A 12,024-nucleotide genomic window follows, 5' to 3' on the forward strand; every position below is an offset into this window, starting at 1 on the left:
ACTATGATTGGTATTATACCAATTACTGACCATTAACCGGATCAATAAAAGGCACTTCAGTACTAAATTTAACCATTTTTTTACTGTAAGGATGTTGAATCGTTATTTCACTGGCATGTAATAACAAACGTGGAGATAAATTTAACGCATCGGGATCGGCATAAAAATCATCACCTAATATAGGATGACCTATTGCCATCATATGTAAACGCAGTTGATGTGTACGCCCTGTAACCGGCATCAGTTTAACTAAGGTACTTTGCTCAGCGTAGCTAATCACCTCATAAAAAGTTTTACACTGTTTTCCTGCTTGATGATCAACGCGATGGCGCGGCGGATTATCAATATCTTTACCAAGCGGCACATCAATGCAGCCCTGCTTATCTTTAATATGTCCAAACACACGCGCATAATAAATCTTCTTGGTCTCTCGCTCTTGAAACTGCATTTTTAAGGCACGCTCTGCATCTTTTCTCAATGCAAAAATAATCACGCCTGAAGTCGCAAGATCTAATCTATGCACAGTATGACTATTCGGGTGTTTCTCTAATAAACGGCTATACATACTGTCATGACGTTCAATATCACGCCCCGGTACTGATAAAATTCCCGCTGGTTTGTTAAACACAATCATATCTTTGTCTTTATAAATTGTATCTAACCACGGCTCTGTGGGCGGGTTATATATAAAGTCTTGCATAGCAACGCTCTCTACTTCTCATAGATTTGATTATTAGGCAGCACCTTATTAAAAAGGATTAGATACAAAAAAGGCTGAAATCCGTTAGGAAATCAGCCTTTTTCAGTAGGTGGTGGAGATGGGGGGAGTCGAACCCCCGTCCGAAAAGCCTACGTCCTCGGTACTACATGCTTAGTCTATCTTTAGGTTAACTCTCGACACTCCGACAGACAGGATTGCAAAGAGCGAGTTCGATACTATTTCGCGGTTCACCCTCGAACAAGGTTCCCTCGCTATCCAAATGTAAATGACCTTCCGAATCCCTGCCCATAGGAGAAACGTGGGTGGAAGGCTAGCTAGCCTAAGCTGCTAGAGCGTAGTTATCGTCGTTTGCAACTATAACTTTGACGGCTTTTTACGAGGCCAGCCGTCACCTCGGCATGCACCTTGGGTTTCATGAATCTCGTCGAGTCCTAAATCATCCCCAGATGGTTAGTAATAAATTACCAACATGTTGAGTCTAACAAAGCTATTTGCATCAAGATAGTATTATCTAACAAATAGCGTGCCAGTTGCTCATTTATCGAGCGTCATGCTTCATCATGCGCTCTTTTTGTACTTTCCACTCACGATCTTTAACATCATTACGCTTATCGTGATCCTGTTTACCTTTTGCTAATGCAAAGGAGATTTTAACCCAGGCTTTTTTCCAGTACAGCGAAATAGGGATAATTGAATAACCCTGACGCTCTACTTTACCCACTAAGTTATCAAGCTCTCGACGCTTAAGTAGCAATTTACGGTAACGTAAAGGATCGCAAACAACATGAGATGATGCTGCAATCAGTGGTGGAAATGTTGCGTTAAGTAACCAAGCTTCTCCATTTTTTAAGAAGATGTAGCTATCAGCAATATTTGCTTTACCTGCACGTAACGTTTTAACTTCCCAACCTTGTAGCTCAAGTCCCGCTTCAAAACGTTCCTCTAAGTGATACTCATGGGAAGCACGTTTATTGCGTGCAATCGTATTATCGTTATTTTTTGATTTTGAATTTTTTTTAGCCATAGACTGCATTATAAAGTTTGTTTTTTTAAATGGCTATTTGATTTGTTGAAAAGTCACTCATTTACAAGCATTTTATGCTATTTTTTTTCAGTTCAAGCTGTGCATCGTGTAAGATGCTAATTTTTAAACGAGGTAAAACATGGCTCAAGTATCACGAAGCGCACTGTTGATGTATAGCGCACAAGAAATGTATCAATTAGTGAATGATGTGAATGCTTATCCTGAGTTTTTACCTGGTTGTAGTGCCACCGAAGTGTTAGTAGATGAAACAAACTTAATGAAGGCATCAATTAAAGTCTCTAAGGCGGGGATTGGGCAAACCTTTATCACGGAAAATCAACTTATTCCTGGTAAATCTATCAGCATGAACTTGGTAGAAGGCCCCTTTAAGCATCTAACAGGTGGTTGGACTTTCACTGCTTTAGACGATCAAGCTTGTAAAGTTAGTTTAGATTTACAATTTGAATTCAGTAGTTCTATTATAGAGCTTGCCTTTGGGCGTGTATTTCATGAATTAGTTGGCTCTATGGTTAAATCATTTTCTAACAGAGCAAAAACCGTTTACGGAAACCGTTAAGTATTAAGGTAGAGTATTTCAATGAATGAGTTAATCGATATCGAAGTCGTTTATGGATTGCCACATAAGCAAGTATTATTATCTTTAAAAGTGCCTACTGGTACCACTATTGAACAGGCTATTAAGTTATCAGGCATTGTTAAACACTTCCCGGAAATTTTGCCTAGTGAAGCAGTAGTAGGTATTTTTAGTAAACCAGATAAGCTAGACAGCACTGTCAAGCAAGGTGATCGTATTGAAATATACCGCCCGCTGATTGCTGATCCGAAAGAGATGCGTAAATTACGTGCAGAAAGAGCGCTAAAATCGAATAAAAGCTAGCGAAATACATAGATTAAAAAGCACTTAACTGAACGTCAACAGTTACATGACGTTTAAGCAAGTGCTTTTTATTGGCAAAACCTAAAACTGATGACTATATTGTAAAGCAATTAAGATAGCATTCGCTTGCGTTGTGCCTGTCACTGACGATACACCATCGATTTCTTCAACCACATCAACGGTTTTACCTAATAAGTAAGTTCCACCAAGATCAACATTTGTATCTTCAGATAAATGATAAGTCACCCCTGCTGAAAACCATTGTCTATCGGAATCAGGCACAGAAATAGAAGTCACTTCATCTTGCGCGCTTTGGTCATATAAATAACCAGTACGTAAAGTCCAAGTTTCATTTAAGTAATAAGTGCCACCAATGGCAAAGTGCATCGCATCTTTCCATTGATAATTACTGATAGTACCGTAAGCATCTGACTCTAAGGTATCGAATGAAGACCAGCCAATCCATTGAACACTATAATGGACTGCGTATTTTGTATCTTTGATACGGTGATAACCAGAAAACTCAGCCATATCAGGTAGACCTAAGGTTAAAGTATCATCTTCAGTGGTTGAACCATTATAAGTCACTTCACCTTTTACTTTTAAGTCTGGGCTGTAGCGATAAGATAAACCAAAACGATTATTCTCGTTAAGCTCATAGACAACACCCACATTAAACCCTAAACCAAAGCCGTTTACATCAGCATCTAACACTTCACTTGTTGCTAACGTACTACCATCAGCTGGTGAATAAACATTCAAATCTCTTTCTAACTTGCCTATCCCGTAAATCACATCCAAACCGGATCCGACACTCCACTGATTATTAATACGGTAGGAGATGGCAAAGCCTAAATTAATACTTTCGACGTCGGTATAACCGCCATATTCACTTGCAGTAAATGAGTCATCAAAATCGGTTCTCGTGCCGAAGTTGGTATATAAATTAACACCTACAGCAAATTTTTCATTTAAAGGAAAAATAGCATGAATATTAGGGATAAATGATAATCCACCTGCATCGCTATAATTTGAACTGCCACTATAACCTGTAAGGTCACTAGAGTAAGTGCCATCTTCCACACTAATATCTGTTTCTAAAACGTTAACACCCAGTGATAAAGCGGTTCTATCGAACAATGCCATCGCAGCCGCATTTCGCGCCATCGCAGATGCATTATCAGCAATCACGGCATCACCAGAAAAAGCACGTCCTAATCCAGTTGCTGATTGTGTATTTAACTGAAAACCAGCGGCATTTACTTGTATTGCAGTGGCAGATAAACATCCCATTAATAATGTTTTTTTAAAAAGTTGGTTGCAGTTAGTCCTGCTGCTCATATTTTCTTCCTTGCTGTTATAAACTGATCATCACGCCTAAACTTGCCGCTAAGCTTAATTGAAATAACACGGCTAAATTAAGAAAGCCCTAAAAATCGTGATCAAATGCAAATGCTAGTGATAATAATTGTTAAATAATTGAGTTAAGTTGGGGTTTTATCATTACTCTACCCCTACCAAATCAATACATTACACTTATTAATATGGTATGAGTGGCGATCAAGCGATTAATAAACTAGGTGTACTAATTTATTATTCGACAAATAGGTATCATCAGTTAACCCCAATTTGTTATAACTGATTAAGGAACGTAAGCCATCAATATAAGCTTGACCCCGTTCAGAATATTTAATTAATGTGCCTGCCAATAAAGTCCCTGAATAGGTATTACCCGCAGCAACCTCTTTTGCTCTTAAATCACGTAATGATTGATAAGCAGAGGTAGAGTTAATATTTAACATGTACCCTTCTACTGAAGCTAATGGGCTATCAAAACGTGCAATACCATAATTACCTAACTCTTTACGCTGCTGTTTTGGCTTAATGCCATTACCACTAAAATCCCACTGCCCAAAAAAGGCATTACCTTCAAGTGCAAAACGCGAGGTACCCCAAGCACTTTCCTCTGCAGCTTGTGCTAACGCTAACGATGGAGGAATAGTATTAACGCGTGATAACAGATCTTGTTTCTGTTGTTCCGTTAAACTACTCGCGCCTTCATCTACCGCTTTATATTTCACAGCAATCGCAATCAATTCTGCTGAATTCAATTTGGCAGACTTAACGACTTCACGCTCTTGTAAAATACGCTCATTTGAGACCAGCACTAAAGGTAACATTAGGCGTAAAAATATCATTTTCTTGTTTTTAACAGGCATATTGTCAGAGATTTCTTGCCACTTAGGGTTTACTTTCTCAAAGGTTAACCTGGGTACTTCTTTATTGCCGTTTTCCCAATCTGCTTGCGTATAATGAAACTGTGTAAACACTTCATCTAAGTCCGATAACGAAGTGATTTTCACTTCTTCAGGATTAGACATCAGTTTATCTGCTGGTGATGTTTTCTCTGAGCAAGCAGAAATAAAAAACAATGTCACTAATATGAGCGTCAGTAATTTTTTCATAATTAACGTTTCCAAAATAAGTACGCTAACTCAATACGCAACAGCATATAGAAACGATCAAGTCGTCAATCTAAATGAGTAGGCGAGTGTAATATTTGAGGTAGACGAAATAATGAAGTGAATTAATACAATGTGTCTATTAATTAAAGGGCGGAGATTACTTGAAAACAAACCAGGTAACAAATAAATTTAAGATGTTACCTAGCTCAACTTTTTATAAAAACAGCATTATGCGCCACTATTGATAACACCAACAAGTGTTAATAAGTGAACCACTGGTAACATCAGCATACATATTAGTGCCAACCACATTAACCAACCAATAAAGCCATTACTTCTCATGGTTTTTAAAACGCCATCACCATGAATTTTACCTACATAAAAAAGCAGACAATATTGAATAAGCATAATTCCCAACACCACAGGTAAAGCTGGTAACCCTAGTGCTTGTATAACAGGAGGTAATGTTAAAACTGACATATAAGCAACCGCAATAATAATCACGAATGCTTTAGGCATAAAGCCCGTTAACTCACGTAATACTGAATCACCAGGTTTAGAACCATTACTATCCATATTGACCTCTATATAAAAAATGAATAAATAAGTAGATAACGCAGGGATATACCCCATCATTAACCATCACTATAAATAACAGTATAATACGCTAATAATAGATAAATACTCCGAACTTCATAAGATAGTGTGATAGCCATACTTTGATGTTTGAAAATCATACAAATAAAACTCAGAACGAATAAATGGCACTTTTGTTCTTCAATTAAACATTAAATTAGTTAGCGCACTTCTTACTTCACAGATTAATGGTTAATAACCGAGTTATGTAACTGCGTTTACATGTGATGATTAAACGATCAAAAAACAACAAGGTGAGCACTCTTTAAGCAATTGGCACCTGAATTGCTTAATTTATTTAAATAACGCTTGCAATATAATGTGATCTCTATATCATTCGCCGCACTTAAACGGACGCGAGATGGAGCAGCTTGGTAGCTCGTCGGGCTCATAACCCGAAGGTCGTAGGTTCAAATCCTGCTCTCGCAACCAACTTTTTATAAAAGTTAATTGCGTTTAAGTATAAATATCGGACGCGAGATGGAGCAGCTTGGTAGCTCGTCGGGCTCATAACCCGAAGGTCGTAGGTTCAAATCCTGCTCTCGCAACCAACTTTTGTTTAAAGAAAGAAAAGCCCATCGGGCTCAACTCTTTATAAACAATGGCGAAGGTCGCAGATTTAAACCCTGCTATCGCAACCAATATTTAACGAAGTAAAACAATGACGGACGCGAGATGGAGCAGCTTGGTAGCTCGTCGGGCTCATAACCCGAAGGTCGTAGGTTCAAATCCTGCTCTCGCAACCAACTTTTCAGTTGTAAAATGAAACATCAATATCGGACGCGAGATGGAGCAGCTTGGTAGCTCGTCGGGCTCATAACCCGAAGGTCGTAGGTTCAAATCCTGCTCTCGCAACCACTTCTAGATTAACACCCTTTTCTATTTGAATACCCTTTACAATAATCAAAAACCTATAACTTATGAAAAATTATATTTCGTTATAAACTCGTAAATTTCATAGATATAGCAGCTTGGTAGCCCGTCGGACTCAACTCTCTAAAAACAATGGCGAAAGTCGTAGATTAAAATCCTGCTCTCGCAACCACTTCTAGATTAACACTCTTTCCTATTTGAATACCTTTTACAATCATCAAAAACCAAAAACCTATAACTTATGAAAAATTATATTTCGTTATAAATTCGTAAATTTCATAGATATAGCAGCTTGGTAGCCCATCGGACTCAACTCTCTATGAACAATGGCGAAGTTCGTAGATTAACACCCAGCTCTCGCAACCACTTCTTATTTATCCCCCTTTCTTTAAGAACTCCCAAATAATTAATTATCTATATATTTTGATTTAATAAATTTAAAATCCAATTTAAGATCCATCAGCTAGTAGCTCAGCTCTCTATAAACAATGCCGAAGCTTTAGGTTCAGTCCCCCTCTCTTAACCACTATCTATTTGATAATACTTTTATAATGATCTGTAATGTTCTCAACTACGCATTATCCGCTTTAATATTTGTAATATAACAACAACTCCACTTGCACCCACACTCTAAAAAAAATTATACTAATAATAATTATCATTACTATCAATTTGAAGGTGTTATGAATATCAAAAAAACATTATTACTACTTTTGTGTGTAGCGAGTTTAAGTGCAATCGCGGGAACCGTTTCGGTGAAACACAGTTTAGGAACAACAACAGTGGATCATATACCTCAACGTGTTGTCGTCATTGGTATCGGGCCTTTAGATACGCTAGATTATTTTGGTATCAAACCAATTGCAGTGACAAAAGGAACGACGTTTCCCCCTTACTTAGCACAATATGATCAGGATGACATCGCGTCCTCAGGTGCATTATTTGAACCGGACTTCGAAGCGATTTATAACCTTAAACCCGATTTAATTATTGTTGGGCCACGCAGTGCCCAGTCTTACCAAGAGCTATCTGAAATTGCCCCTACATTACTTTATGTATTAGATGGAAAAAAAACCTACTGGGAAAGCACTCAAACGCAATGGAGAAATATTGGTAAGCTCTTTGATATTTCCACAAAAGTAGAACAAACCATTACACGACTTGATGCGCAAATTAATGCCATTAAATCACATAATGAACAACATAAAGTTGACGCATTAACGATCATGAGTTCTGGTGGTAATATCTCAGCCTTTGGTGAAAAATCTCGATTTTCAGCTATCTATAATGAATTTGGATACCAAGATACCATTAAAAATATTAAAAATAGTCGTCATGGGGATTTAGTGTCCTATGAATTCATTCGTGATGCACAACCGACTAATTTATTTGTGCTTGATAGAGATGTACTAGTCAATAAGGGTAAAAGTGAAATTCGTCAACAATTCGAAAATGACTTAATTAAAGCAACGCCTGCCTATCAAAACAAACGCATGATATTTTTAGATATTAATGCCTGGTACCTCACCATAGGCGGTGTAACAGCGACGCAGCAAATGATTACTGATATGTCTCACTAATCCTCTTCTTTTAGCCCATCAAATGGATGGGCAATTTATTATCGGAACAATACTGTGAAGTGGTTATTTCTTTCGCTATGCTTACTCAGTCTAGGCTCGCTGTTTGTGGGTGTGAGCCAGCTGTCTATTATCTCTTTGATCACTCTCGATCCTGCCGCCTGGGATTTGCTTATTACTAGTCGCCTTCCTCGGTTATTAGCTATTTTACTGGCAGGAGCAGGCTTAAGTATCGCAGGCTTAGTAATGCAGCAAATTAGTCAAAATAAATTTGCAGCGCCTTCTACCTCAGGCACCATAGAGTGTGCCATGCTCGGCTATATGTTAAGTCTATTAATATTTGGTGATGGTGAAGCATTATGGCTGATCTTCTTAACCGCTATTATTGGTACCTTAGCTTTTGTTAAATTAATACAATCAATTCAATTTAAAAATGCCATTTTTGTCCCGTTAATCGGAATAATATTCGGTAATATTATCGAGTCAGTGGTGACCTTCATTGCTTATAAGTTTGATGCCTTACAAAACCTGTCGAACTGGAGCCTAGCTAACTTTTCTAATATTTTACAAGGTGACTTCGAGTTGCTTTATATCGCGGTACCTTGCGCTATTATCACCTATTTGTACGCCAACCAAATTTCTGCCGTAGGGATTGGTAAAAGCTTTGCCACCAACTTAGGCTTAAAATATGGACAAATTGTCACAATAGGCGTCATTTTGGTCTCAATAATGGCCGCCACTGTGGTAATGATTGTCGGTGAGTTACCTTTCTTAGGCTTAATCGTGCCTAATATTATTAGTTATTATCAAGGTGATAATTTAAAGAAAAATTTACCCAACACCGCTTTATTAGGCGCATGTGTAGTGCTGGTTTGTGATTTAATCAGCCGAATTATTATTTTCCCTTACGAATTACCTGTATCTATGTTTATCAGCATTATTGGTGGCTTAGTCTTTATTATTTTATTGTTAAAGAGAGAAGCCAATGACAGATAAATCTAAATTATTTCTGCTATTAATATTGATTATAGGGTTTGCAGTATTTTTACTGGGCCATGGGCTAACAATGGATAATTATCAGTACTTTTTGTCTAAACGTACCCCAAAAGTACTTGCGATGATCTTAGCCAGTGTCGCTATTGCCTTATCTTCTTTTGCATTTCAAACCATCACCCATAATCGGATTTTAACCCCCAGTATCATGGGCTTTGATGCTTTATATTTATTAATACAAGTTAGCATTGTGTTTGTCGCTGGTAGCTTAAGTGTTGTCGCGCTTAACCCTTATATTAACTTCTCTATTTCAGCGTTTATTATGGTCGGCTTCTCTACCCTACTCTTCCACTTTTACTTTGGTTCTGGAAGACGCAATATCATTGTGTTGTTGTTGGTCGGAGTGGTACTTAGCCAGTTGCTTTTTAATATGGCTAATATGTTAGTGATGATGTTAGATCCTAATGAATATGCTGCAGTACAAGCCAATATGTTTGCTAGTTTTGGCAAGGTCTCGAAGCCATTAATTTACCTTTGCATACCAATCATTCTGTTAGCTGCAATCGCACTCTTTAAACATGCTAATGTGCTCAATGTGTTATGGCTAGAAAATGACAATGCCACCAGCTTAGGTGTAGATGTGCCAATCGTCACTAAACGTATTTTATTACTCAGTGCTTTATTAATTGCTGTTTCCACTGCATTAGTTGGCCCGGTCTTATTTTTAGGACTTTTAGTGACTAATTTGACTCGAGAATGGTTCAATACCTACCAACATAAAACACTCTTTATAGGCTGTAGTTTAATCTCCATGTTGGCATTACTCAGTGGTCAAGTCATTGTTGAGCATGTCTTTGCGTTGCAAACCACGTTAAGTGTGGTGATTAATTTTATTGGCGGGCTGTATTTCTTAAGAATGCTGCTTAAGAACCAAATTGTCTAAACATAGTAATAGGTAAGTAGACAGATGATAAAAGTAGAAAATATTAACAAACAATATGCAGGTAAATTGGTTGCGAGCAATATCAATGTTGCCTTTGAAAAAGGCAAAGTCACCTCCATTATTGGTCCGAATGGGGCAGGAAAAAGTACTTTACTATCAATCATGAGCCGTTTACTTAATAAAGATTCGGGTAATGTCTATGTGGATGGTACTGAACTAGAAAAATGGGCAACTAACACTTTAGCTAAAAGGTTAGCTGTATTAAAACAATCGAATAATTTAAACATGCGCTTTACTGTTAAGGAGCTCATCGCATTTGGACGCTTCCCCCATTCACAAGGTAAATTAACAGACACCGATCATCAGGTGATACAACATGCCATTGAATATTTAGACTTAGTCGCGATTCAAGATAAGTATCTTGATAATTTAAGTGGCGGGCAAAAACAATTAGCTTTTATTGCGATGGTAATGGCGCAGGATACAGATTACGTATTACTGGACGAACCACTCAATAATCTAGATATCAAACATTCACTGCAAATTATGAAAAACATTCGTCGTTTAGCGCATGAAATGAACAAAGCAGTGGTGATTGTCATCCATGATATTAACTTTGCTTCCTGCTATTCAGATAATATTATCGCCATGAAAAATGGTGAAATTGCTATTGCAGGAAATGTCGACCAAGTTATTCAAGCCTCCGTTTTAGAAAGTGTTTATGATACGCCTTTTAAAGTGGTTACTTTAGATAATCAACATGTCTGTGTGTATTATTGATCTCTAGCGATTAATGTTTAGCTATTTTTCAATGACTGAGTCGGTGAAAAACCAAATTGTTTTTTAAAGGCATTAGTAAAGTTTGAAGGGTGACGATAACCCGCATTATAAGCCGCTTCTGTTATTGATACCGCACCTCTCGCTAGCTGCTGTTTTGCTATATCCAAACGGCGACGACGAATATAAGTATTAACACTACACCCTAATGTGCTTTTAAATTTTCGCTGTAAACTAGAAGCACTCATCGCGGATACTTGTGACAAGGTTTGTATTGAAATAGGATCATTGAGATGTGCTTCAATATAGACCATTAAAGGGTCTAGGCGATGATCAAAACGGTTCTCTAACTGAGCAACCTTTGGCGTTTCTGACGCATGTAATCCAACAATATCAGTACTCTTGAACTGCTTAAAGATAGCCATAAACAGCTGCAACGTTAACGATTCAACTTGCATTCTTTGCATAAAATTAACTGGAGAGCTTAAGTTAATCAGTTCCTGACTTAATGCTAATACTGACGCGTCTAACCTGAGTTTAAAATGGGCAAGGTGCTCTGAAAGAAAGACACGGAAAGGGTCATTGTTATCACAGCGGCTTTCCAACCAATCAATGGGTAAAGCGATATTAAGTTTTGTGACATAATTATCCGTATACAATTGACGATGGAAACTGGCTGGTTTATTCAAATTAACCAACACCGCATTATAGGCAGCATCGGCATCTAATGTGAAATTAAGCGAGTCATAACCAAAATCTAATTTACCCTCCAACAAAATGACCATCATTACCGACTTTTGGGCTGTTGATAACACTTGAAAATCGATTAATTCATGTGTCCTTCCCCCCTGAATGGTAAAACTATTTTGTACTTGATGGGAGATAAATTTCCCTTCCGATAAAGCGATAGGTGGTGCTTTTTGTGATGATGATATATGACGAGAATAGTTTTCAGAAATAACAGTTTGCAGGTCATGTTGCTCTAAACAACGTGTCCCACACCCTTTTAGGGTATATTTATTCATCTCTTCCATGTGCACCTTCCTCATAACATAATGGTTATTTTGCATAATAGATTAAGCTGTTCTGTCTCCATCAACTCTCTTATTATAAACGC

At 37.7% G+C, this 12,024-nt stretch carries 12 protein-coding genes, 4 tRNA genes and 1 other RNA gene; 10 read left to right on the forward strand and 7 right to left on the reverse strand.

Features of this window, described 5'->3' with window-relative positions:
* Positions 1–22: 22 nt before the first annotated feature.
* From DS885_RS13380 to smpB, 3 genes are all read right to left on the reverse strand, one after another.
* Positions 23–700: a pseudouridine synthase gene (locus tag DS885_RS13380; RefSeq protein WP_113819929.1), complete on the reverse strand. Its 678-nt coding sequence runs from the start codon at positions 698–700 to the stop codon at positions 23–25.
* A 110-nt stretch (positions 701–810) separates the two neighbouring features.
* Positions 811–1,165: a transfer-messenger RNA gene (ssrA, locus tag DS885_RS13385) on the reverse strand.
* A gap of 94 nt (positions 1,166–1,259) precedes the next feature.
* Entirely contained in the window at positions 1,260–1,745 is a 486-nt protein-coding gene (gene smpB / locus DS885_RS13390; protein WP_113819930.1) for an SsrA-binding protein SmpB, read from the reverse strand.
* Between the two features lie 139 nt (positions 1,746–1,884).
* Between smpB and DS885_RS13395 the strand changes: the two genes are divergently transcribed.
* Entirely contained in the window at positions 1,885–2,322 is a 438-nt protein-coding gene (locus DS885_RS13395; protein WP_113819931.1) for a type II toxin-antitoxin system RatA family toxin, read from the forward strand.
* Positions 2,323–2,343: 21 nt separating this feature from the next.
* On the forward strand, positions 2,344–2,643 hold the full coding sequence (locus tag DS885_RS13400) for an RnfH family protein (protein ID WP_113819932.1): 300 nt from the start codon (positions 2,344–2,346) through the stop codon (positions 2,641–2,643).
* A gap of 81 nt (positions 2,644–2,724) precedes the next feature.
* On the opposite strand, the gene DS885_RS13405 is transcribed toward DS885_RS13400, so the two are convergent.
* From DS885_RS13405 to DS885_RS13415, 3 genes are all read right to left on the reverse strand, one after another.
* The gene (locus tag DS885_RS13405) at positions 2,725–3,984 is read right to left on the reverse strand and encodes an outer membrane protein transport protein (RefSeq protein WP_113819933.1); all 1,260 of its coding nucleotides are present in this window, start codon (positions 3,982–3,984) and stop codon (positions 2,725–2,727) included.
* Positions 3,985–4,211: 227 nt separating this feature from the next.
* On the reverse strand, positions 4,212–5,108 hold the full coding sequence (locus tag DS885_RS13410) for a glucosaminidase domain-containing protein (protein WP_113819934.1): 897 nt from the start codon (positions 5,106–5,108) through the stop codon (positions 4,212–4,214).
* 228 nt (positions 5,109–5,336) lie between these two features.
* Positions 5,337–5,744, reverse strand: coding sequence for a hypothetical protein (locus tag DS885_RS13415; protein WP_147232360.1), 408 nt, complete (start codon positions 5,742–5,744; stop codon positions 5,337–5,339).
* A 355-nt stretch (positions 5,745–6,099) separates the two neighbouring features.
* Here DS885_RS13415 and DS885_RS13420 point away from each other — a divergent pair.
* The 8 genes from DS885_RS13420 to DS885_RS13455 all read left to right on the forward strand — a co-directional run bounded on the left by DS885_RS13420 (position 6,100) and on the right by DS885_RS13455 (position 10,910).
* Positions 6,100–6,176, forward strand: a tRNA-Met gene (locus tag DS885_RS13420).
* Between the two features lie 42 nt (positions 6,177–6,218).
* Positions 6,219–6,295, forward strand: a tRNA-Met gene (locus tag DS885_RS13425).
* 118 nt (positions 6,296–6,413) lie between these two features.
* Positions 6,414–6,490, forward strand: a tRNA-Met gene (locus tag DS885_RS13430).
* A 35-nt stretch (positions 6,491–6,525) separates the two neighbouring features.
* Positions 6,526–6,602, forward strand: a tRNA-Met gene (locus DS885_RS13435).
* A 698-nt stretch (positions 6,603–7,300) separates the two neighbouring features.
* On the forward strand, positions 7,301–8,197 hold the full coding sequence (locus tag DS885_RS13440; protein WP_113819936.1) for a siderophore ABC transporter substrate-binding protein: 897 nt from the start codon (positions 7,301–7,303) through the stop codon (positions 8,195–8,197).
* A 54-nt stretch (positions 8,198–8,251) separates the two neighbouring features.
* Entirely contained in the window at positions 8,252–9,190 is a 939-nt protein-coding gene (locus DS885_RS13445; RefSeq protein ID WP_113819937.1) for an ABC transporter permease, read from the forward strand.
* Complete coding sequence (locus tag DS885_RS13450; RefSeq protein ID WP_113819938.1) at positions 9,180–10,130, forward strand: iron chelate uptake ABC transporter family permease subunit; 951 nt, start codon at positions 9,180–9,182, stop codon at positions 10,128–10,130. The genes DS885_RS13445 and DS885_RS13450 overlap by 11 nt, the downstream gene beginning before the upstream one ends.
* Before the next feature lie 24 nt (positions 10,131–10,154).
* Positions 10,155–10,910: an iron ABC transporter ATP-binding protein gene (locus DS885_RS13455; protein ID WP_113819939.1), complete on the forward strand. Its 756-nt coding sequence runs from the start codon at positions 10,155–10,157 to the stop codon at positions 10,908–10,910.
* 17 nt (positions 10,911–10,927) lie between these two features.
* Here DS885_RS13455 and DS885_RS13460 read toward each other — a convergent pair whose 3' ends face one another.
* Entirely contained in the window at positions 10,928–11,941 is a 1,014-nt protein-coding gene (locus tag DS885_RS13460; RefSeq protein ID WP_181817765.1) for a helix-turn-helix transcriptional regulator, read from the reverse strand.
* Positions 11,942–12,024: the final 83 nt, after the last annotated feature.

Source organism: Psychromonas sp. B3M02 (genome assembly GCF_003318165.1).
Lineage (GTDB): Bacteria > Pseudomonadota > Gammaproteobacteria > Enterobacterales > Psychromonadaceae > Psychromonas.